General features: G+C 47.5%; 24 protein-coding genes, 1 tRNA gene, 1 pseudogene and 1 riboswitch. Of the genes and pseudogenes, 15 read left to right on the plus strand and 11 right to left on the minus strand.

The window, feature by feature from the left end:
* Positions 1-161 precede the first annotated feature (161 nt).
* The 6 genes from CRO25_RS13170 to CRO25_RS13195 are packed head-to-tail and all read right to left on the minus strand — an operon-like array spanning position 162 to position 4934.
* Positions 162-1124, minus strand: coding sequence for an urease accessory protein UreD (locus tag CRO25_RS13170; protein WP_143806542.1), 963 nt, complete (start codon positions 1122-1124; stop codon positions 162-164).
* Entirely contained in the window at positions 1039-1761 is a 723-nt protein-coding gene (gene ureG, locus CRO25_RS13175; protein WP_053781689.1) for an urease accessory protein UreG, read from the minus strand. Before ureG ends, CRO25_RS13170 begins: the two co-directional genes overlap by 86 nt.
* Positions 1762-1794: 33 nt before the next feature.
* Positions 1795-2493: an urease accessory protein UreF gene (locus CRO25_RS13180; protein WP_063564433.1), complete on the minus strand. Its 699-nt coding sequence runs from the start codon at positions 2491-2493 to the stop codon at positions 1795-1797.
* Between the two features lie 15 nt (positions 2494-2508).
* Positions 2509-4227, minus strand: coding sequence for an urease subunit alpha (ureC, locus tag CRO25_RS13185; protein WP_079695279.1), 1719 nt, complete (start codon positions 4225-4227; stop codon positions 2509-2511).
* Positions 4224-4613 carry an urease subunit beta gene (locus CRO25_RS13190; RefSeq protein WP_079695280.1) on the minus strand — a complete coding sequence of 130 codons (390 nt, stop codon included), beginning with the start codon at positions 4611-4613 and terminating at the stop codon, positions 4224-4226. The genes ureC and CRO25_RS13190 overlap by 4 nt, the downstream gene beginning before the upstream one ends.
* Positions 4614-4631: 18 nt before the next feature.
* Positions 4632-4934 carry an urease subunit gamma gene (locus tag CRO25_RS13195; protein WP_063564430.1) on the minus strand — a complete coding sequence of 101 codons (303 nt, stop codon included), beginning with the start codon at positions 4932-4934 and terminating at the stop codon, positions 4632-4634.
* A 260-nt stretch (positions 4935-5194) separates the two neighbouring features.
* Here CRO25_RS13195 and urtA point away from each other — a divergent pair, with 260 nt between their 5' ends.
* From urtA to urtE, 5 genes are all read left to right on the plus strand, one after another.
* Positions 5195-6445, plus strand: a complete 1251-nt coding sequence (urtA, locus tag CRO25_RS13200) for an urea ABC transporter substrate-binding protein (RefSeq protein WP_064640007.1) — start codon at positions 5195-5197, stop codon at positions 6443-6445.
* Between the two features lie 149 nt (positions 6446-6594).
* Positions 6595-7500: an urea ABC transporter permease subunit UrtB gene (gene urtB / locus CRO25_RS13205; protein ID WP_063564428.1), complete on the plus strand. Its 906-nt coding sequence runs from the start codon at positions 6595-6597 to the stop codon at positions 7498-7500.
* 18 nt (positions 7501-7518) lie between these two features.
* Complete coding sequence (urtC, locus tag CRO25_RS13210) at positions 7519-8613, plus strand: urea ABC transporter permease subunit UrtC (RefSeq protein WP_072734292.1); 1095 nt, start codon at positions 7519-7521, stop codon at positions 8611-8613.
* Complete coding sequence (gene urtD, locus CRO25_RS13215; protein WP_079695281.1) at positions 8576-9385, plus strand: urea ABC transporter ATP-binding protein UrtD; 810 nt, start codon at positions 8576-8578, stop codon at positions 9383-9385. The genes urtC and urtD overlap by 38 nt, the downstream gene beginning before the upstream one ends.
* Positions 9363-10058, plus strand: a complete 696-nt coding sequence (urtE, locus tag CRO25_RS13220) for an urea ABC transporter ATP-binding subunit UrtE (RefSeq protein ID WP_072734290.1) — start codon at positions 9363-9365, stop codon at positions 10056-10058. Before urtD ends, urtE begins: the two co-directional genes overlap by 23 nt.
* Positions 10059-10083: 25 nt before the next feature.
* On the opposite strand, the gene CRO25_RS13225 is transcribed toward urtE, so the two are convergent.
* The 3 genes from CRO25_RS13225 to CRO25_RS13235 form a co-directional block, all read right to left on the minus strand.
* Positions 10084-10737 (minus strand): hypothetical protein, encoded by a 654-nt coding sequence (locus CRO25_RS13225; RefSeq protein WP_079695282.1) that lies wholly within the window; start codon positions 10735-10737, stop codon positions 10084-10086.
* Between the two features lie 27 nt (positions 10738-10764).
* Positions 10765-10968, minus strand: coding sequence for a hypothetical protein (locus CRO25_RS13230; protein ID WP_063564423.1), 204 nt, complete (start codon positions 10966-10968; stop codon positions 10765-10767).
* Positions 10969-11245: 277 nt separating this feature from the next.
* On the minus strand, positions 11246-11947 hold the full coding sequence (locus CRO25_RS13235) for an urease accessory protein UreF (protein ID WP_179132167.1): 702 nt from the start codon (positions 11945-11947) through the stop codon (positions 11246-11248).
* A 421-nt stretch (positions 11948-12368) separates the two neighbouring features.
* Here CRO25_RS13235 and CRO25_RS13240 point away from each other — a divergent pair.
* Together CRO25_RS13240 and CRO25_RS34275 are read left to right on the plus strand one after the other, a co-directional pair.
* Positions 12369-12451, plus strand: a tRNA-Leu gene (locus tag CRO25_RS13240).
* Positions 12452-12556: 105 nt separating this feature from the next.
* Positions 12557-12622: pseudogene (locus CRO25_RS34275) on the plus strand (hypothetical protein); the annotation flags it as partial.
* Here the strand turns inward: CRO25_RS34275 and CRO25_RS13245 are convergent.
* Positions 12601-13077 carry a glutathione peroxidase gene (locus CRO25_RS13245; protein WP_024629320.1) on the minus strand — a complete coding sequence of 159 codons (477 nt, stop codon included), beginning with the start codon at positions 13075-13077 and terminating at the stop codon, positions 12601-12603. The pseudogene CRO25_RS34275 and the gene CRO25_RS13245 sit on opposite strands and share 22 nt — an antisense overlap.
* Before the next feature lie 367 nt (positions 13078-13444).
* A riboswitch (cyclic di-AMP (ydaO/yuaA leader) is annotated at positions 13445-13620 on the plus strand.
* 120 nt (positions 13621-13740) lie between these two features.
* Here CRO25_RS13245 and CRO25_RS13250 point away from each other — a divergent pair.
* Together CRO25_RS13250 and CRO25_RS13255 are read left to right on the plus strand one after the other, a co-directional pair.
* Positions 13741-14136 (plus strand): hypothetical protein, encoded by a 396-nt coding sequence (locus tag CRO25_RS13250; protein ID WP_024629322.1) that lies wholly within the window; start codon positions 13741-13743, stop codon positions 14134-14136.
* A gap of 158 nt (positions 14137-14294) precedes the next feature.
* Positions 14295-14987, plus strand: coding sequence for an HAD family hydrolase (locus CRO25_RS13255; RefSeq protein ID WP_179132168.1), 693 nt, complete (start codon positions 14295-14297; stop codon positions 14985-14987).
* Between the two features lie 140 nt (positions 14988-15127).
* Here CRO25_RS13255 and CRO25_RS13260 read toward each other — a convergent pair whose 3' ends face one another.
* Positions 15128-16423 carry an Nramp family divalent metal transporter gene (locus tag CRO25_RS13260; RefSeq protein ID WP_063564630.1) on the minus strand — a complete coding sequence of 432 codons (1296 nt, stop codon included), beginning with the start codon at positions 16421-16423 and terminating at the stop codon, positions 15128-15130.
* Between the two features lie 446 nt (positions 16424-16869).
* Between CRO25_RS13260 and CRO25_RS13265 the strand changes: the two genes are divergently transcribed.
* The 6 genes from CRO25_RS13265 (at position 16870) to CRO25_RS13295 (ending at position 21011) form a co-directional block, all read left to right on the plus strand.
* A complete protein-coding gene (locus CRO25_RS13265) occupies positions 16870-17289 on the plus strand; it encodes an organic hydroperoxide resistance protein (RefSeq protein WP_063564421.1) in 420 nt (139 codons plus the stop codon).
* Between the two features lie 205 nt (positions 17290-17494).
* Positions 17495-17740: a zinc ribbon domain-containing protein gene (locus tag CRO25_RS13270; protein ID WP_024629326.1), complete on the plus strand. Its 246-nt coding sequence runs from the start codon at positions 17495-17497 to the stop codon at positions 17738-17740.
* Positions 17741-17838: 98 nt separating this feature from the next.
* Complete coding sequence (locus tag CRO25_RS13275) at positions 17839-18117, plus strand: hypothetical protein (RefSeq protein WP_024629327.1); 279 nt, start codon at positions 17839-17841, stop codon at positions 18115-18117.
* A gap of 143 nt (positions 18118-18260) precedes the next feature.
* Complete coding sequence (locus CRO25_RS13280; RefSeq protein WP_079695285.1) at positions 18261-18683, plus strand: thiol-disulfide oxidoreductase DCC family protein; 423 nt, start codon at positions 18261-18263, stop codon at positions 18681-18683.
* A gap of 99 nt (positions 18684-18782) precedes the next feature.
* On the plus strand, positions 18783-19646 hold the full coding sequence (locus CRO25_RS13285) for a DUF6612 family protein (protein WP_079695286.1): 864 nt from the start codon (positions 18783-18785) through the stop codon (positions 19644-19646).
* Between the two features lie 981 nt (positions 19647-20627).
* Complete coding sequence (locus tag CRO25_RS13295) at positions 20628-21011, plus strand: VOC family protein (RefSeq protein ID WP_079695288.1); 384 nt, start codon at positions 20628-20630, stop codon at positions 21009-21011.
* The last annotated feature ends 50 nt before the right edge of the window (positions 21012-21061 follow it).

The raw sequence follows: 21061 nt of genomic DNA on the forward strand, positions 1-21061 counted from the left end.
TAGTGGAAGCTACGACTTGACTGGATTATCTGCGTATATAAAAAAACCTCTGAACACTTCCGAAACCCGTCGGAGAGTGGTCCAGAGGTTTTTTTCTTTGAAACTCGTTGCAACATGAACATGCGATTCCGAAAGTTGTTAGTCTGATAGACGTGTAGCCTTCACTTGCGGAATGTGAGGCTAGGTTTACCCAAAAGATCGGAGCGAAGGGTGTTCCAGATCTGAAGGCATTGCTCCTGAAGTTCCCAAGCAGCCATTCCGAGCAAACGAACACCAATCCCGCCTGTAGCGAGCAAACTAGCCCCGGCAAGCATGCGACCATCTGGGGGAAGGATGGACCGTACGGACTCCAACTGTGCTGCGCCCAATCCGGGGGCAATCATCCATAAAGCTGCAGTATGGGTGTAGTTTAACAACGCTGCGGATGATTTTGGATCGTCCGACTCTGGTTCGAGCCCGAAGCGATCCCATACGGCCAATTGCTTCCCTTGCCAGATTTCTGTCAGACTGCGATATCGCTTGAACTGAAAGACTTCTCCCCGATGAATCCGTCCAGCGGACCAGATATCAGCATACGCAAGTATTGCTTGTTCACCCAGCTCAAAGGTCGTGGTGAGTGAGGATGAGCTGCCTTTAAACGGGATAACGCATTCAGGGAAGTACTCCAGCACCGCTCCTTGCTCCAGTCGAAAGTGATGGTTCACAGATGACGGAACAGTAGGTGTGGGATGAAGCCTCGTGGCTGATGTGCTGCTTAGCATTAAGTGAGTGTTCTGGCCCAATTGCCATTCGGATCGATAATGATCACCGTTCAGCACGCCTGGAGAGACATCTGAGGTGTATACACATAATCCATCTCCGCCACCCGGAGGTCGAAAGGATCGACTGAACCGCAGAGGGGCGCTATAATACCGATCGGTCATGACGGTGCGCCCGCCTTGGAGGGCGAAAGTGGCTCGAAGCTCGCTGCGGCGTATCACGGCCTCTCCGGTACTGCGGTTCGGTCTATGTTCAACTCCATGTGAAGAGGAAGAAGGATTAGTGGCTGTGAGTCGTTCCGTGCTCATGGGTGTGGGTATGCAGATGCGCAGCGGAAGCATCGTCATCCATATATTGATGTTCAAGCCAATGGACGATTTCGGATACCCCTTCACCACTCATCAGGTTCGACATCACATAAGGCCGTCCTTCGCGTACCCGTTCAGTATCATCCTTCATCACTTGCAGACTTGCGCCAACATAAGGGGCGAGGTCGGTCTTATTAATCAGTAGCAGGTCAGAACGTGTAATACCCGGACCACCTTTGCGAGGCAGTTTTTCCCCTTGAGCCACATCAATAATGTAAATGAATACGTCCGCCAGTTCAGGGCTGAATGCAGCAGAGAGATTGTCGCCGCCGCTTTCGATAAAGATCAGTTGCAAGTCCGGGAAGCGTTCAATCAACTCATCAACGGCTTCGAAATTCATTGAGGCATCCTCTCGAATAGCGGTATGTGGGCATCCTCCTGTCTCTACACCGATAATACGTTCCGGTGCGAGCGCGTTCTGACGCAGCAAAATCTCGGCATCTTCCTTTGTGTAAATATCATTAGTAATAACGGCCAGGCTGTAGCGTGTACGCAATGCCTTGGACAGCTTCTCTACTAAGGCCGTTTTTCCTGAACCTACCGGCCCACCGATTCCGATTCGCATCGGGCGACTCCGATCAAATACCTTACGTTCCCACTCCGCATGATGCGTATGATTAGCTCCTCCACACATAACAAATTCCTCCTTGGTTTTGAATTAATGTAGTTAGGACATAAACAGACGGGCTGGCAGGCTCTCGTGCCGCATAGCATAGATTTCCTGGGCAATACCGAAGCTGTGCATGTCTTCCGGGTCGTTATCCCGAATTTGAGACCATTCAGAATCAATATCATTCAAAAGTTTTTGGATAAGCATCTGTGCTTCGGTTTGCCCGATGGGCAGAAGACGCAGAGCGCTATTTACATAAGCATTAACTGAGGTGTACAGATGTCCGGTGACGGCTTCGTCCAGTCCAATTTCCAGCTGATAATTGATGTAGCCGTGAATGGTTGTAATACCGCAAAATGCACCGTGTTCCTGTACGGCTTCATCGATTAGAGAAAAGTCCATCCACGGATATAGTGATCTCGCGAGTTTGAGTAATCGCTTACCCATCTTGTGCCCACTTTCCCGTAGTTCCCTGGGGGTTCGCTGGGCGTGTACACGTTTGTCGTAAAGGGCTAGAAGGGCGGCATCCTGTTGCTCAATGGCTTGGTAGACACCCTTGATGGCAAGACCATCGAGCCGTACGAGGCTGGAATGAAGCTGGCCGCGAATGAATTGTTCAAGCTGGGCGGTGGTCCGTATTCTACCGTCATGAGTGTATGCCTCCAGACCGAACGAGTGGGAGAACCCGCCAATGGGCAAGGCCGAATCCAGCAGTTGAACATAACGGAGTAATTTCGTGCCGCTGTGCATCATCATGCGTGTCCCCCTTTGTCAAAACATGAAATAGCGTTGTGCCATCGGTAATTCGTCTGCGGGCTCACAGGTGAGAAGCTCGCCATCAGCCCGTACCTCATAGGTTTCGGGATCGACTTCAATGAGGGGTGTCACGTCGTTGTGAATCATATCCTTTTTGCTCACTGATCGGCAGCCTTTGACGGGTTCCACACGCTTGTTCAAGCCTAGCATCTCCTTGATTCCTGCATCTGCTGCGGCTTGGGAGACAAAAGTGATCGACCCTTTGGCAAGTGTACCGCCGTAAGCACCGAACATCGGTCTGCCGAATACGGGCTGCGGCGTAGGGATCGATGCGTTGGGGTCACCCATCTGGGCGAAAGTGATCATACCGCCCTTGATAACCATCTCGGGCTTTACCCCGAAATAGGCCGGGTTCCAGACGATCAGGTCTGCCAACTTGCCAACCTCCACGGAACCGACGAGATGGCCTATGCCGTGAGCGATAGCTGGATTGATTGTATATTTGGCGACATACCTTTTGATCCGATCATTATCGGACGGGGAGCCTGAGGTCAGTTCAAGTTTGCCTCGCTGCTTTTTCATCTTGTCGGCAGTTTGCCAGGTGCGAATAATGACTTCGCCAACCCGGCCCATCGCTTGCGAATCGGAACTGATGATGCTGAATACACCAAGATCATGCAAAATGTCTTCGGCCGCGATCGTTTCGGGACGAATACGTGAATCAGCAAAAGCAACGTCTTCAGGGATAGACGGGTCCAGATGGTGACAAACCATCAGCATATCAAGATGTTCTTCTACGGTATTGCGTGTGTAAGGACGTGTTGGGTTGGTCGAAGAGGGGATGACGTAAGACTCTCCGGCAGCGCGAATAATATCCGGCGCGTGTCCGCCGCCAGCACCTTCTGTATGGTAGGTGTGGATTGTGCGTCCGTTAATGGCCGCCAGTGTATTTTCGAGAAATCCGGTCTCGTTCAGCGTATCGGTATGAATGGCTACTTGAACATCATGTTCTCCGGCTGCGGTCAGACAGGCATCGATAGCGCTTGGCGTTGTGCCCCAATCTTCATGCAGCTTCAGTCCAATGACACCGGCTTCAATCTGTTCAATTAATGGAGCGGTGCTGGAACTATTGCCTTTACCTAGATAACCGATATTCATGGGAAATGCCTCTGCGGACTCCAGCATCCGGTGAATGTGCCAGGCTCCGGGTGTACAGGTGGTGGCTTTGGTGCCTGTTGCAGGTCCTGTACCGCCGCCGATCATGGTTGTTACTCCTGAAGATAATGCCGTTTGAATCTGTTGTGGACAAATAAAATGAATATGGGTATCAATGCCTCCAGCGGTCACAATCATGCCTTCTCCGGCAATGATTTCGGTCGATGCGCCAATAACCAGCGCGGGATCGACTCCATCCATCGTATCCGGGTTGCCGGATTTGCCGATTGCGCAGATGAGGCCATCGCGAATACCGATGTCCGCTTTTACAATCCCCCAATGATCGATGATGACGGCGTTGGTAATGACGGTATCAGGTGTGCCATCACTGCGAAGGGCAGATGTGGACTGACCCATCCCGTCACGAATAACCTTACCGCCACCGAATTTGCTTTCATCCCCATAGACAGCGTAATCATGCTCAATCTCCGCCCATAGTTCCGTATCCGCCAATCTGACGGCATCCCCGGTTGTAGGCCCGAACATGGACGCGTATTGTTCGCGGCTCATTCGTTTCATAAAGGGTCCCCTCCGTCCTGCATAGGGGGTGCAAATGTCTTCAGAAATGTTTCTAGTTTCTGTGGATCAGGTGGCTGATCTGCCGATCCTTCGGTTAATCCGTTAAATCCATAAATCTGACGTTTGCCACCGAATGTGGTGAGTTCGACCGGTTTTTCTTCACCAGGTTCAAAACGAACAGCGGTGCCTGCCGGAATATGCAGGCGGTGCCCAAAAGCGGAAAGGCGATCAAAGTCCAGCGCAGCATTGACTTCATAGAAGTGAACGTGAGAACCGACCTGAACCGGACGGTCGCCACGGTTCAATACAATCAGACGCACGGTTAAGCGATTGGGATGACAGACGATCTCATCATCCTGTTTTAAGCGATATTCACCTGGGATCATGGAGTTCTCCTGCCTTTCTCAGCGTATAGGTTCGTGGACAGTGACCAGTTTTGTTCCGTCAGGAAAAGTGGCTTCCACCTGTACCTCAGGAATCATATCGGATACACCTTCCATGCAGTCTTCGCGTGTCAGGATCGTGCCGCCGTATCTCATCAACTCTGCAACACTCATCCCATCGCGTGCACGTTCCATGAGTTCGGAGGTCAACAATGCGATAGCTTCAGGAACATTCAGTTTAAGTCCACGTCCTCTGCGTTCGCGGGCGAGGTTAGCAGCCACGGTAATCAGGAGTTTTTCTTTTTCCTGCTCAGTCCAGTGCAAGGTAATCCGACCTTTCCCTTAGATAGTCTATGTCGTCATGGATCATGTTATATGTTAAATATACTCACACAGGGTGGACCCTTTGTCAATATGGTTCCAATTATATTAGCAGCATGCATGAAATGAGTATGCATAAAATAAAATTGTGTAAGCATTATTGACACGACGAGTGTGACCCTCCATAATTTGGATCAACGAACATTTCGGACATATATGACCTTAATGTTCGTCAATAGACTAAAAAAAGGGAGTGTAGGCTATTGAAGAAGAGGACGGTCAAGTTATGGAGTGTTTTGCTCGGTGCAGTCATTGCGTTGACAGGATGTGTGGAGGGTGGAACGCCGCCGGAGGCATCGGGTTCCGGTGGGGCGGGAGAATCAACTTCGTCCGGAGAACCGATTAAGGTAGGTGTTCTTCACTCCCTAAGTGGAACGATGGCAATCAGTGAAGTGTCGGTTAAGGATGCGGAGATGCTTGCCATTGAAGAGATCAATGCAGCGGGCGGAGTTCTGGGTAAACAGATCGAGCCTGTGGTCGAGGACGGTGCTTCCGATTGGCCTACATTTGCGGAGAAGGCTGGAAAGTTGCTGCAGCAGGATAAAGTAGCCGCTGTATTCGGTGGATGGACCTCTGCGAGTAGGAAAGCGATGCTGCCAGTGTTTGAACAGAACAAGGGTCTGTTGTTTTACCCGGTGCAATATGAAGGATTGGAATCGTCCCCCAACATTTTTTATACAGGAGCCACAACGAATCAGCAGATCGTTCCATCCGTAACTTGGTTGCTGGAGAACAGGGGCAAGAAGTTTTATCTGCTTGGTTCCGATTATGTTTTCCCAAAAACGGCCAATCAGGTCATCAAAGCTCAGCTTGCAGCTGAGGGTGGCGAAGTCGTAGGCGAAGAATATACACCGCTGGGACATACGGATTACAGTACGATTATCAGCAAAATCAAGGCTGCCAAGCCGGATATTGTATACAACACGCTGAATGGAGACAGCAATGTCGCCTTTTTCAAACAATTAAAGGATGCCGGGATCTCTTCGGAACAGTTGACAACTCTGTCAGTGAGTGTGGCGGAGGAAGAAATTCGGGGGATTGGTGCGGATGTGCTGAAAGGGCATTTGGCTTCGTGGAACTATTATCAAACGACAGATACACCTGAAAATAAAACATTTGTAGAGAAATATAAAGAGAAATATGGAGCTGACCGGGTGACGGCCGATCCGATTGAAGCGGGATATGTGGCCGTTTATCTGTGGAAAGCAGCCGTGGAAAAAGCCGGATCAACTGATGTTGAAAAAGTGAAGGAGGCAGCCAAAGGTCTGGAATTCGATGCGCCGGAAGGAAAAGTGACGGTGGATGGAGAGAACCAGCATATCTACAAAACGGTGCGGATTGGTGAAGTGCAGGAAGATGGACAGTTCAAGGAATTGTGGAACTCCGGAGCACCCGTCAAACCTGATCCGTATCTGAAAACGTACGATTGGGGCGCTTCCCTTAGTACCAAATAGCATGGGCATCTCACGTCAGAACTGCTGAATAACAGACGAGGGTGAGACAACACACCCTCTTACAACATCACAGTAAAGCGTTGATGCGAAACGTAAATTGATGTCTTGTATAAAATTTCAGATGTTCACAGCATGAGGAGGGAAAGGCGATGGATATGTTTGTCCTGCAAATGTTCAATGGGTTAAGCATCAGCTCCATCTTGCTGCTGATTGCATTGGGACTCGCAGTTACATTTGGATTGATGAATGTCATTAACATGGCTCATGGTGAATTGATCATGATCGGCGCTTACGCTACATATGTGACGCAAAACCTGTTCATTTCGTATGCTCCGCAAGCGTGGTTCGATGTCTACTTTATTGTGGCTCTGCCTATCGCCTTTGGTGCGGCGGCTCTTATAGGCTGGTTGCTGGAAGTGGTGCTGATCAGGCATCTGTATGGGAGGCCGCTCGACAGTCTGCTTGCTACATGGGGCGTAGGTATGATGCTGCAACAATTGGCCCGAACGATATTTGGGGCGCCAAATGTAGGGGTATCCAGTCCGGCTTGGCTCAACGGAGGTCTGACCATCGCGGACGGTATTGTGTTTCCGTATAAACGTCTTTTCATTATCGCGCTGGTTTCTGTTGTACTGCTGTGCATGTATCTGTACATCTATCGGACTTCTTCCGGGAGACGGATGAGGGCCGTGATGCAAAATCGAAGCATGGCGGGCTGTCTCGGGATTTCCACCAGACGGGTGGATGGCATGACCTTTGCGATTGGTTCGGGCATTGCCGGCATCGCTGGATGTGCATTGACACTCATTGGCCCGATTGGCCCTTCGCTGGGGACGTATTATATCGTAGATGCGTTCATGGTGGTTGTACTGGGCGGTGTGGGGAAACTGGTGGGAACCGTGTGTGGTGCGCTTGGAATTGGCATGTTCAATACGTTATTTGAAACGTATACCTCAGCCTCTATCGGTAAGGTGCTGGTATTTGTCTGTATAGTAGCTTTTCTGCAATGGAAGCCGCGTGGGCTCGTTGCCATACGGACTCGGAGTCTGGATTAATGCGAAGAAGGGGGTTATATGATGTCGGCACTTCTCAAGACAGGTAGTCTGAAAATGAAGATCATCTGGGCGGTTGTCCTGATCATGATGTGTCTGGCTCCACTCATTTCCACGGAATTTCGGCTTAGTCTATTGGCGAAATTCCTGGCCCTGGCCATTCTGGCGATCGGTCTGGATTTAATCTGGGGATATGGAGGGGTGCTTAGTCTGGGCCATGGTGTATTCTTCGGGCTTGGTGGGTACGCCATGGCGATGTATCTGAAGCTGCAAGCCAGCGGTACAACACTTCCTGACTTTATGGGATGGAGTGGTCTTAGTGGTCTGCCGTGGTTCTGGGAGCCGTTCAGGTCATTCCCAGTGGCGCTATTGCTGGGCATTGCCCTTCCGGCATTGCTGGCCTTTGCCCTGGGGTGGTTTACGTTCCGTAACCGGATCACCGGTGTGTATTTTACAATCCTGACCCAAGCGTTAGTCCTCATTACCGTAACGTTATTTGTGGGCAAACAGGAATGGACGGGAGGGACCAATGGTATAACGGGATATAACGCGATCTTTGGTTTTACCCTTCATTCGGCAGGGACAACGATTGCTCTCTACTATATAACGCTTGCTGTTCTGGTGCTCGCCTACCTGCTTTGTCGCCGGGTTGTGAACAGCAGGTTTGGTCAGGTGCTTGAAGCTGCGCGGGATGGGGAGAATCGGGTTCGCTTTCTTGGCTATGACCCGGCAGGGTTCAAGACGCTGGCTTTCGCCCTTTCCGGAGCGTTGGCGGGAATCGCAGGTATGTTATTTGTGCTCCAGGTAGGGATCATTTCACCTTCCATGATGGGAATCGTGCCATCAATTGAAATGGTATTATGGGTTGCCTTGGGCGGGCGTGGGACGCTGATTGGTGCGGTAATCGGAGCTGTGGTACTGAACGCAGCCAAAACGGGCATCAGTGAAGCTTATCCGGAAGGTTGGTTGTTTGTCATTGGTGGGCTCTTTGTAACAGTGGTCTTGTTCATGCCGAATGGACTTGTTGGTGTATATCGTCATGTGGTGCGCTTGCTGAAACGGAGAGGAGAGGTTGTGCATGTTCCAGTCAGTCAGGAAAAACCAAAAGTCTACTGACGTTCCGGTAGTCCTGGTCGCTGAGGAAATTACGGTGGCATTTGGTGGTTTTGTTGCGGTCAAAGGTATGAATCTGAAGCTGCATGAACATGATCTGCATTTTCTGATCGGCCCCAATGGTGCGGGAAAAACAACGATGCTGGATGTGATTTGCGGCAAAACCAAGCTCTTGTCCGGTACAGTGAAGATGGCCGATGGTACGGATCTGACACGTCTGAAGGAGCACCAGATTGTTCGAAAAGGGGTAGGGCGCAAGTTCCAGGCTCCGTCCATCTTTGCTGGTCTGACCGTGCAGGAGAACCTGATGCTGGCTGCGGAGACTCGTCGTTCTCCTTTACAGGCTCTGGGTATTCAACGGTATTCAAAAATAAGTCCGGCAATGGAGCGGATTACGCTCCAGATTGGTCTGCAGGATCGTGTGGACGCACGTGCAGGTGCTCTATCACATGGGGAAAAGCAGTGGCTTGAGATTGGCATGCTACTGCTGCAGGAACCCCGTGTATTGCTGCTGGATGAACCGGCAGCGGGGATGACGGACGAAGAAACACACAAGACGGGTCGCCTACTGCAGGAGATTGCGCGAGAAAGGTCTGTTGTGGTAGTGGAGCATGATATGGAATTCGTCCGCGAGTATGCAGCCAAAGTGACGGTGATGCATGAAGGCAAACTTCTTAAGGAAGGTACGATGGCGGAAGTGCAGGAAGATCCGAGAGTGGCTGAAGTGTACCTGGGCAAAAGGAGGGATGACCATGCTGTCGCTGCAACGAATTGAGTCCGGCTATGGGGAAAGTAATGTGCTGCGCGGTGTGAATCTGGATGTCGAGCCAGGTCAGGTAGTATGCCTGATGGGGCGTAATGGTGTAGGGAAAACCACCTTGATGAAGACGTTGATGGGGCTTCTTAAAACGCGCAAGGGAAGTATTCAGTGGAAAGGTCAGGAATTATCCACCCACGATCCGGCCAAACGGGCCAGGTCGGGGATTGGATATGTGCCGCAGGGGCGGGAAATATTCCCGCAGCTTACGGTAAAAGAAAATCTGTTGCTGGGTCTGGAGACGAGTGCTGCAGGGGTGAAGACGTTCCCAGAGGATGTGCTAGCGATGTTTCCGGTGCTTGCCACGATGTATGGGCGGCAGGGTGGTGATTTGAGTGGTGGGCAGCAACAGCAGTTGGCATTTGCCCGCGCGCTGGCTTCTCGGCCGGGATTATTGCTTCTGGATGAACCGACAGAAGGTATTCAGCCTTCCATCGTAGAGGACATCCGGCAGGTCATTTTGCAAATTAAGGAAAAGGGTGAGATCTCCATCTTGCTGGTGGAGCAAAGCATTGATTTTGTACGCGGTGCTGCAGATTATATCTATGTAATGGACAAAGGGGCAATTGCACTGCAAGGAAAACCGCGAGAGCTGGATATGTCGCAGTTTGAGCACCATCTGTCTGTGTAGCTAAGGTTCATGGCGTAGGATGAGTTCAGGAGCGCTTGTCCAGAATGTTGGAGTACTTCGGATATAGTCTTCGGATGCAATCCGGGCAGATATCATGAGTGAATTCGGCATGGGTGTGCTTCTCCAAATAACTTTCAACAGAGTTCCAGCTGTCCTGTTCATCCTTAATCTGTTTGCAGACAGCGCAGATGGGAAGCAGTCCACGCAAAGTACGCACTTCAGACAGAGCCTTCTTCAATTGGCGTTCTGTCTGTTTCTGTTCGGTAACATCCGTGTGTGCAATCAGTGCAAGATCAGACAGCAGGGATGGGTCGGCCTGAATCAATGGGGTGAGTTCCAGACGGAACCACCGCTGTTCGCTATGAGCGGTTTGAACGGAGATATCGTATGTATAACTGTCTTTAAAAGGTGCAGTGATACTTTTCAACTCCTGAACAATCTTCGCATTTTTTGCTTTCTCCTCGCGTAATGTCCACCCCTCTACAAGATGAAGGTAATGAGGCGGTTCAGGTGCTGTTCTGGAGGGGCTTGTTATGCTCTGTTTGGGAAGCAGTTGCCCAAGTCCATGTTGCCAAGCGGTGTTGCAGCTTCGAATGATCCAGTTGTGATCGACGATGATAAGCTGGTGTTGCATGGACTGGAACGATAATCTCTCCAGATCGGATATTAAGTATCTCATGAAATGAGCTCCTCCTTGGCAGAAATCTTATCTTAAATCATCTGGAATTTCCAAGATGTCTGCGACCTGGTTCCTGAACCGGGTTGCTTTGCGGGTACCGTGAATGAGATTGGACAGACGATATGGCGGAATGCCATACTGTTCACAAAATGTCTTTTGGTCGACCTGGAGTTCGGTTAGTCGTCGTTTAATGGCCCATCCGAAAGGAGTCACAGGTTTCTTTTTGTTCAAAAGGGTTCACCCCTCGTTGGAATGTAGTGTTCAGCTGGTTATTCTTGGTGTAAAATATATAGATATGCGAGCTGTATGTTTTATTATATACGCATTTGCGTCATCTAACAATTAAAAAAGACGTAAATAAGTGTATTTTAATATGGTAAATGGCGTAAATGCGTTAAATAGACAAAATAAATGACATAAAAAACACGCCGGCAATGAGGTTGCGGCGTGTTTTTTTATATTTTACTGTGTGAGGAGGTGGGTTGTATGAAGAAAGAGGGGATGGGGATTAGGCTCTGTATGCGTGAAGCCCTGCTCCAAGCATGTGAAAGCTTGGAAACAACGTTTTCATGGACAATGAGGTTGGTTGTACCAGTCCATCCGCAGCGGAGGCGCTGACGGTATGCCATTCATGCTCCAGGTCTGCGGCCAGGCGAACCAGCAGGTCCTGGGTTGTATCGGTGTTAAGGGGAATCACTTTGGAGGCTTCGGTTATGCAGGCACTCATGGCTGAATGCAGATAACCAAGGACCGCCTCCTCGACAGGGATTTCGAGGTGGTGGTTAATCCAGGCGTGAACAGTGGGGAGACAGCCAACAGATTCATACTTAGCCAGCGTTTGTTCGAGATGGCTAAAATCAATCCAGGGGTGTAGTGCGCGAGCTAGCTTAATTAGTCGTTTGCCCATAATGGAGGCATGTTCTCTAAGATTGACTGGGGTGCGCTGGACATGAACGAGCTTGTCGATGAGGGCTGTACGCCATGCGTCCTTGTGATCTGCGGCGGTGTATATGCCTTTAATCGCCATGCCTTCCAGACGCACGATGCTGGGATGCAATTGACAGCGCATGAATGATTCGAGATCTTCAACACTACGAATGGTACCTTCAGCGATATGGGCATCCATACCGAAGGAATGGGTGAACCCTCCGACCTGGATAGAGGAATCAAGCAGTTTGACATAATCGAGCAGCTTATTCCCACGGTTCACAATCTTTCGCCTCCTACGTTCGTTAAATGTTATGTTAAATAACATTTATACTCCTTTTTGGTTCGTTTTATGTTTGTGAATCCGAATTATATGATATATATATTCACATAAATATCCGCTTTTTGTCAATAGTTTCTTTGTTTTTTGAATATTAAATCTATTTAGTGTTATTTTATATAACTTTATGAGTTACTTTATACTAAGAGGATGTGAAGGATGGTAATACAAATAAAGTAGAGTGATCGGCCTAATCGGGTATACAAACGAGATTAAATTTAATCATATGCACTTCGTAGGAGAAAATGACGAGATTATACGATTTATGGAAGGAAAAGCGCAGTTAAAATGATATTAAGAAAAATGCTTTACTTTTAAACATGAACCGGGTATAATCAATTTTGTTGCCGATTATTTACGACATGCGGTCGTGGTGGAATGGCAGACACGCTATCTTGAGGGGGTAGTGGGTGTATACCCGTGGAGGTTCGAGTCCTCTCGACCGCATCATAAGAACGATAAAAAAGAAGCTTCCCGTATGGGAAGCTTCTTTTTTTGTTTTATTTACAGTACAGATGGGCCAGACAAAAAAAGGTCACCCGTTTCCCCTGAATGCATGCTCATTCTGTCTGCTGGGGTCGGATGGCCTTTACTTGTTATTTAAGCAATTCTTTGATGTCCGCTTCAATTTTATCAGGTGTTGTTTTGGGAGCATACCGTTTCAGAACACGTCCGTTCTGATCCACAAGGAATTTGGTGAAGTTCCATTTGATGGCTTTGGAGCCGAGTACGCCTGGCGCTTCTTTGGTAAGGTGCTGGAAAAGAGGGTGAGCGCTTGAACCATTCACATCGATCTTCTCAAACATCGGGAAGCTAACACCATAGTTCATCTGGCAGAACTCGGCAATATCATCAGAAGAGCCTTTTTCCTGTGCAAACTGGTTGCTTGGAAAACCAAGAACTTCGAATGGGGAGTCTTTAAACTTATCCTGAAGCTCTTGCAGACCTTTGAATTGAGGTGTGAGGCCGCATTGGCTTGCTGTATTCACGATAAGCAGTACTTTGTCACGATAGTTGGACATTTCAACTTCCTGACCGCGAAGGGTGTTTACTTTGTAGTCGTAGACTGACATGAAAATCGCCTCCATTTCATATTCTTCTTTCTTCTATTATATTGATTACAATTAAATAATGCAAAATTAATATTGCTTTTTTAACTCAATTTGAAGCTGTCGTGTATGATCTGTGACTGATTTGCTACCTGAATTTCGCTAAAGAGAGAATTAGAGAGCTTTGATGAGATGGGTGGAGAATGGATACGTTGTAAGCGCTATTATTGATGTGAAATGGCAAAAATCCGTCGATTCGGTGATCTGCGCAGACTTTACACCAATATGGCACGGGTGTATGATTCATATCGTAATTCCAATTTAAATTAAATTTTACATGAAAAACGAAACAAACGATAATATCGCTCTGATTAATGATTATAAAAGAACGATGTTTTAATCGCTGAGTTTCCATTCATTCATGGGTGGGAAACGGGGGAACCAACAGGATGAACTGTCCAGGACAGTAGGCATCCATGGGGTGAATTTTCCGGTGACAGCCGGAAATAGGGCGACTCTCGCGCCCGAATCCGTCAGCTAACCTCGTAAGCGTTAAAGGGAGAGGCAACAAGCCGTACGCTGGTTCATAGTGTCTTTTTGCTATGGATTATTGAAGAAGCGTCCGGGAGGCCTTGGTCCCCCACGCTTCTTTTTTGTTGTCTTTTCACGCCAAGGGAGGAACGAATGATGGATAAAGAGATGATCTTAGTGACTGCTCCAAATGAAGCAGGACGTAAATTTATCAAATTGCTGATGTACAAAAAAATGCCGTTTGCCGTTCTGACCAACAGTGCAGGGGAAGAGCGCAGGCTCCGGAGGATTGGTGTGGAGCATGTCATTCGCATGAACACAGCTGCTGCTCAGAAATGGTTTTTGCCGCAAGGTAGTGTCGGCAATGTTTTTATTTTTGAAAATAGCCTAAACCTGACCTGTCGATATTTACAGATCTGCCGCTCCTGGACATCCAAGTCCCTGTGTGTCATTACGGAACAAAGCCACCCCAAAGGGATCTATCGGGGAATGGGAGCAGACCGTATTGTATATTCCTTGAATGGGGAAGTTGGGTTTCTACTGAATGGCTAGTGCTATTCCTGTGATTGATCCAGTGTCAGCTGCCTGTTATAATTGAAATCATAAATAAACGGAAACTTGAGGAGACTCATGCATGTTGGTGGGTCTTCTTTTTTATGGTTTGGGAAATAGGGATATGGATTTCCTGTGGCTAACGAGGAGGAATAGGCGTGCCGGATGTACGTGGAATACAATGGTTGTTCTTTGATGTGGGGGATACGCTCGTGGACGAATGGGAGCCGGTAGATGATATTATCGGTCAGTTCGTTCGTGAAGCTTGTGCGCTTGGTTATCAGGTGGAGATGCAGACGGTGCGAGAACTATTTGCCGCCTCCTACCGAAATTACGAGCAATGGCCGATGAAATTGGCTATTCGTACCCTTATCAGCGATGAGGGGCACCGGGAACAGATACAGGAGAAGCTGAAGTTCCGCAAAGAGCTTGAGCGCCCTTTTGCGTCAGCCGACGCTGTTCTCCAGACGTTGTCGCAACACTATAAGATTGGTATCATTGCCAATCAGAGTCCGGGGACGGAAAATCGGCTGGATAGCTACGGCTTGCGCAAGTATGTGGATGTGCTGGCCTGTTCGGCTGAAGAAGGAGTGTCCAAGCCTGATCCTGAATTGTATGCTGTAGCGTTGAAACAGGCGGGATGCAAACCTGAGGAAGCGGTCATGATCGGCGACAGGATTGATAATGATATTATTCCGGCTAAGAAGCTGGGTATGCACACGATCCGGATTTTGCAGGGTTATGGCAGATTCCAGCCGGAGCTTGCGGATGCAGAGCGTCCAGACTGGACTATTGAATCACTGGAGGAACTTCTTCCTTTGTTAATGGTAACTCAAAATTCAGACAACTAAATAAGAGCAGTATTTATGATCTATTCGGTATAATTAGGCTGCTGCTCTAACATATAAAAGGCTGATCGTCTCAAGGGGTACGTTACTTGAGTTGATCAGCCTTTTTGAGTTAGACAAAATACGGCGTAATTCCGTTTAACCTAGAACAACAGAATGGTCTGGATAATCAGATACACATTCAGGACAACGATAACTCCGGCAATGATCCAGGAGATGATTTTGAGCCACAGCTTGTTGGCAAAAGCCCCCATGCTTTTTTTGTCACTCGTAAACATTACCAGCGGAATGACGGCAAAGGGTAGCTGCAGAGACAGCACAACCTGGCTAAGAATCAACAGTTCTTCTGTTCCGTGCTCTCCAGCAATGGCTGTTACGATGACGGCCGGGATGATAGCGATCAGACGTGTAACCAGTCGACGAAGCCACGCTGGAATACGAATGTTCAGGAAGCCTTCCATTACAATCTGTCCGGACAACGTGCCGGTGAGTGTTGAGTTTTGGCCTGAAGCCAGCAGGGCTACACCGAACAGGATGCTGGCGATAGTGGTTCCCAGCAAAGGTGTCAACAGATGGTAAGCATCTGTAATTTCCGCCACCTGGGTCATACCCGCACTATGAAACACGGCAGCAGACACAATCAGGATGGCTGCATTAATGAACAGAGCTAGCGTTAAAGCGATGGTTGAATCCATGGTGGAATACAGAATCGCTTCTTTTTTTCCTTTTGGCGTCTGTTCAATCTGACGGGTCTGCACAATGGAAGAATGCAGATACAGATTATGGGGCATCACGGTTGCACCGATAATCCCGATGGCGATGTAGAGCATAGCCGGATTTTGCAAAATCTCGACATTCGGTACGAAACCATGCATGACGCCACCCATATCTGGTTTAGCGAGAAACAGGTCAATCCCGAAGCAGAGGGCGATGGTAGCCATTAGTACAATTACGAGGGATTCCAATGCGCGAAAACCTTTATTTTGCAGCAAAAGAATGACCAGTACATCGACAGCGGTAATAATGACGCCGTATAACATGGGGATGTTAAACAGCAGCTTGAGCGCGATGGCTGAACCAATAACCTCGGCAAGGTCAGTGGCTGCAATCGCAAGCTCACACAAAATCCATAATACGATCACAACAGGCATGCTGAATCGTTCGCGGCAGGCTTGCGCCAAATCCCGTCCTGTGACAATCCCGAGCTTGCCAGCGAGAGACTGTAACACAACAGCCATTAAGTTCGAAATCAGAATAACGGACAATAACGTATAACCGAATTGTGAACCACCCGCAATATCCGTTGCCCAGTTCCCGGGATCCATATATCCAACGGCAACGAGGTAACCCGGTCCAACAAAAGCAAGGAACTTTTTCCACCAAGCAGCGTTCTGAGGCACCTTCATGGAGCTGTGGGCTTCCCCGAGAGATGGGGCCATGCCCGCAGCCAATGGCTCATTTGAAGGAGTGTTGAACGGATTTTTTTTACTCATAATATAATCACCCGACTTTGAAGTATTGATATTCTATATGAAGAGGAACGGTGTCATTCCTTTGATTAAATTGGAACATTGAAACCAAAATCTTAAAAGCGTAATTAAACGACTTCACATATGTCTAAACGTTTATGTTGATACTTACATTGTACTCCTTCAATTATTTTTGTCTAGTGCAACTTTTGTGTATGAGGACAAAATTTACCGGAGAGTGAATTGTGCCTTAGTATATTACCCAACCCTGGATAAATTACCTGTGTTCATCCCCAATGCATGAAAAAGATAAAGATGTAAAAGCTGAATAAGGAGCAACAACGTTTCAAAATGAGCCAGAAGTTTAAATTGAATTGTAGGCAACAAAAAACTTAAAGGTGAAGGAGAGATTCTTAATGGAAGCTTTATATACAGCAACAGCGACAGTTAAAGGTGGACGTACAGGTTCGGTGGCTTCTTCGGATGGCGTGCTCAAGCATGATCTGAAAATGCCAAAAGAACTTGGAGGCTCCGGTGGTGAAGGAACCAATCCTGAGCAGCTCTTTGCAGCGGGATACGGTGCATGTTATGAAAGTGCTCTTGCCAATGTGGCACGCAAAGCAGGCGTGAAATTGGAGAATGTGGTGGTCACAAGTAATGTATCCATCGGCAAAGATCCGGCAGATGATGGTTTCCAACTGTCTGTACGTTTGGATGTGAGCATGCCTGGCGTGGATCACAGTCAAGCAGAGGATCTTGCACGCAAGGCACATGATTTCTGTCCTTACTCCAAAGCAACACGCGGCAATATTGATGTGGTACTTAATGTAGTTTAAGACCTGACTCGTAGGAGTAAAGGGAACATATAGAGCAGGGTATCTTTGGATACCTGATGTTCGAGTACAAGACCCTGCTGGCCTTCGGCAGGGTTTTGTATTTTATAATACAGATGAGATGCAGGAGATTGCATGTTGAACAGCGTACTATTTTACATAATCTACTCTTGCTTGAAGTCATACATTCGAATAAGGGGGAACGACAATGAGTATTGAAGAGATGATAGAACGACGATTTGTATGTACCAAATGCAGGGGTACGGATTGCAATATTAAGGAAGTATCCATGTCAGGAGCAGGACTTAGCAAAATGTTTGATATTCAGCACAATCATTATCTCTTCGTCGCCTGTTCTTCCTGTGGATATGTAGAAGTATTCGATCCGGATGTGTTGAAAGGGAAAAAACAGGGTCAGGTGGGTACCATTCTTGATATTCTATTTGGTGGGTAAATGTGCGTGAGTTGACATCGAACTAAAATTTCTTTAATATGATTTAGTACTAAGAAGTGTCAATGCATGAACCAAATTTGAATTAACAGGTGATATCCATGTCTTATAGACCGCGTATTGCAAATTTAGAATTAGCTAGTGGCAACAAGGAAGACGGATTGTATGAATTTAAAATGAAATTGGTAGACGGTACACAATGCCGTGTATTCTACTCCCATTCCCCGGAATGGAAGCTGACCAATATCAGCCGTCTACAGAAAACACCTTGTCCGGTATGTCGCAAAGATTTCATTTGCAAATGCATGGACCAGTGGGCTGGTGACCTGCACCAACAGATGATCGACGACCAATGGATGGAAAAGGCAATTGCCGAGTAATTGCCAAAACAGATACGAGCGTGGGCATAGAGCCTGCGCTCTTTTTCTATTTTCCGTTATACTTAAATAAAATGTGAAAAAGCGACCGAGATGACTCAAAACGGGTAAGTTATGCTAATAGCACACATGAGGAGGCCACGATTATGACAGTAAATCAAACGGATCAGCATCAGGGACACCCGATTGTGCTTGTGGACGGAGTCTGTCATTTCTGCCAAGGATTAACGAAGTGGATTATCAAGCGTGACCCTGAGGGGAAATATCATTTTGCATCACTCCAATCGGATGTAGCGAAAAAATTGCTGGAGAAGGGCAATTTGTCCACAGACAGCATGGATACTTTTGTACTCATTGAGGATGAAAAATATTATACACGTTCAACTGCAGCGCTGCGTCTGGCCAAAGGATTGAAATTCCCCTATCCATTATTGTACGTGTTGATTATTGTACCGAAATTTATTCGAAATGCCATATATAACACTGTAGCTCGCAACCGATATCGCTGGTTCGGTAAAGATGAAGCGTGCATGCTGCCTACACCTGAAATTAAGGATCGATTCCTTTGAAAGGCTGAAGTGTGACATATTTTATCGGTGACGATTGATTAATAACGGAAATAATTGGGTAATGAGTACGGATCAACTCTATTTTGGGAGGCAAATAACTTGAAGAAGTGGACTACATTAATTATTGGGGCATTATTAGCAGTAAGCATGACAGCTTGCAGTAGCGATGCAGATAACAGTACAGCAACGCCGCCAGCTGGAAACGAAACGTCTAACGAGGGGAATACAACTGCGGAGCAGGAGACAAAGATCCCTACATTGGACGAGTTAATTGAGAAAACGAATGCAGCTACTAAAGATATGAAAAGCTTCACTACGGAAGCCAATATCGATCAAAATTTGAAACTGGTGGCTGGCGAGCAGTCTCAGGATCAACAGGTGAAAACATCGCTGAAGATGGATATCATCAAAGATCCGATGATGATCTATCAGGAGATGAAGATGGAAATGTCCGGACAGGAAGCACAGAATGTGAAGCAGTACATCACTTCGGATAACATTTATTCGCAGGTGGGAAACCAATGGGTCAAAATTCCTGACGAACAAACGAAACCACTGATTGAGCAGATGAAGGCAAGCATGAATCCGGAAGGTGAACTGGAGCAATTCAAAAAGATTGCCGAAGACACCAAGATTACGGAAGAAGGCGACAACTATGTCATTAACGCTGACGTATCCGGTGATAACGTGAAGGAACTGGCCAAAGCGGTTATGGAGCAAAATGGATCGGATGCCCAAACTCAAGCGATGCTTGATCAAATGAATATTACCAGCATGAAAATGAAATATATGATCAACAAAGAAACCTACCTGCCTGCAAGTACGGATGTCAACATGGTTATGAATATGGAGCAGGAAGGACAGAAAATCTCGATGGACATGAAGATGACCAGTACGTTCTCTAACCATAATGGCGTGAAAGAGATCAAGATCCCGCAAGAAGCATTGGATAGTGCTAAATAAAAAGCGTTCGGATAAGCAGGTATGATTCTCTCTGATGAGAAGTTAGCCTGGTAATGCTGCTATGATGTGGATATTCTGGAGAAGGCACTTCTGATATGAATTTGTGTGAACCGACAGGTTCGCTGAATTCAATCAGGGGTGTTTTTCTTTTTGTATGCATTGTGGTTATAGTATTAACAAACGGGTGAGCAGTAGCGGCTTCCATATGGGTAGTGATAAGCCTATAGACTACAGATTGCGTATTTTAGGCATAATTTCGCTTTGGCACATGATTGATCGAGCGGCGAAGTTGCATCTCTTACTTCCGCAGCTCTTCTAAGCCTTCTGCGTAGCGCACCAGGCTGCCAAATTCGTTGTCTCGAAGGTGAGGACTGGGAATGACTGAGGTCCCTTACGGAGCGTTTAAGCGTCATAGCAACCAGATAGGTCAGAGGATTTCCTCAGAGGTCAGCATCACTTCCGTTAACCTAATCCTTTCGTGTCCTCAAATATGACTGATAGAAGCTCTCTCCCTTGGTCATACAGGGTTCGATTGTAGGCGACGTTAAGACTGATTATCCTGGCTGTATCCTCATCCTGGAAGTATCGGCGTTCGAGAACCGTATTTCCCACTGCTGCGTATTGAGAAAAATTTATTTGAGCTTCTTCCTGGCCAAGAAAGCCAGAGTAAATGTCCCACGTAGCGCAACATACCACAACAAACAGATCGTCAGCGAAGAAAGTCTCGATGGCAGTGTCTGCGTGCCGTTCGGTCCGCCGCACGACTTATCCCCGGAATTAGGGGAACTGGGCACGCTTTCATTATGGCTTCGCAGCTAGTTGTTGCGAAGGCAGGTCCATAGCTGCTCTATTTTTTGCTTTTTCTGAACTTTTTTCCCTTGGCGAAAGCGCTTGGATTTTCTACAATAGTTATGTAAGCGGTTGAATTTAGAGTTGGTGGGAAGCTGAAGAAAGTCTATTTCAGGGAAGAAGGTCGAAGAAATGATTGAATATGCACATATACACCACGTGAGTCTGGCTGTACGTAATTTGGAGGTTGCGAAGAAATTCTATTCCGGTTTGCTTCGCATGCAGGAGATTGAACGTCCGCCTTTCAACTCCACGGGCACCTGGTATGCCATTGGTAGTCAACAGCTTCATCTATTACAGCATCCGCAGGGACATACGCTTCGTGAGGCTGGCATTGATACAACAGATGGACATTTTGCGATCTGGGTGAAGAGTTACAAGGAGACTTTGGTCTGGCTGGAACAGCAGGGAATTGAATATGAGGCAAGACCAGATAGTGTTGCAGGGTTCGCCCAAATTTTTGTGCTTGATCCTGACCGCAATATTATTGAGTTTGATGCACCTTATCATTCTTGATTTTTTTGAAATAGGGGACAAAGAGATACTAGAAGAACGATTTTATTTTA

Origin of the sequence: Paenibacillus sp. RU5M, assembly GCF_900221055.1 — a bacterium.
In the GTDB taxonomy this organism is placed as follows: domain Bacteria; phylum Bacillota; class Bacilli; order Paenibacillales; family Paenibacillaceae; genus Paenibacillus; species Paenibacillus marchantiae.

Excerpts from the sequence above, each read along its gene's own strand:
- ureG (WP_053781689.1), bottom strand. The coding sequence starts at position 1,761 with ATGTGTGGAGGAGCTAATCATACGCATCATGCGGAGTGGGAACGTAAG.
- CRO25_RS13180 (WP_063564433.1), bottom strand. The coding sequence starts at position 2,493 with ATGATGATGCACAGCGGCACGAAATTACTCCGTTATGTTCAACTGCTG.
- ureC (WP_079695279.1), bottom strand. The coding sequence starts at position 4,227 with ATGAAACGAATGAGCCGCGAACAATACGCGTCCATGTTCGGGCCTACA.
- CRO25_RS13190 (WP_079695280.1), bottom strand. The coding sequence starts at position 4,613 with ATGATCCCAGGTGAATATCGCTTAAAACAGGATGATGAGATCGTCTGT.
- urtB (WP_063564428.1), top strand. The coding sequence starts at position 6,595 with ATGGATATGTTTGTCCTGCAAATGTTCAATGGGTTAAGCATCAGCTCC.
- urtC (WP_072734292.1), top strand. The coding sequence starts at position 7,519 with ATGATGTCGGCACTTCTCAAGACAGGTAGTCTGAAAATGAAGATCATC.
- urtD (WP_079695281.1), top strand. The coding sequence starts at position 8,576 with ATGTTCCAGTCAGTCAGGAAAAACCAAAAGTCTACTGACGTTCCGGTA.
- urtE (WP_072734290.1), top strand. The coding sequence starts at position 9,363 with ATGCTGTCGCTGCAACGAATTGAGTCCGGCTATGGGGAAAGTAATGTG.
- CRO25_RS13225 (WP_079695282.1), bottom strand. The coding sequence starts at position 10,737 with ATGAGATACTTAATATCCGATCTGGAGAGATTATCGTTCCAGTCCATG.
- CRO25_RS13245 (WP_024629320.1), bottom strand. The coding sequence starts at position 13,077 with ATGTCAGTCTACGACTACAAAGTAAACACCCTTCGCGGTCAGGAAGTT.
- CRO25_RS13250 (WP_024629322.1), top strand. The coding sequence starts at position 13,741 with ATGGATAAAGAGATGATCTTAGTGACTGCTCCAAATGAAGCAGGACGT.
- CRO25_RS13260 (WP_063564630.1), bottom strand. The coding sequence starts at position 16,423 with ATGGCCCCATCTCTCGGGGAAGCCCACAGCTCCATGAAGGTGCCTCAG.
- CRO25_RS13265 (WP_063564421.1), top strand. The coding sequence starts at position 16,870 with ATGGAAGCTTTATATACAGCAACAGCGACAGTTAAAGGTGGACGTACA.
- CRO25_RS13270 (WP_024629326.1), top strand. The coding sequence starts at position 17,495 with ATGAGTATTGAAGAGATGATAGAACGACGATTTGTATGTACCAAATGC.
- CRO25_RS13275 (WP_024629327.1), top strand. The coding sequence starts at position 17,839 with ATGTCTTATAGACCGCGTATTGCAAATTTAGAATTAGCTAGTGGCAAC.
- CRO25_RS13280 (WP_079695285.1), top strand. The coding sequence starts at position 18,261 with ATGACAGTAAATCAAACGGATCAGCATCAGGGACACCCGATTGTGCTT.
- CRO25_RS13295 (WP_079695288.1), top strand. The coding sequence starts at position 20,628 with ATGATTGAATATGCACATATACACCACGTGAGTCTGGCTGTACGTAAT.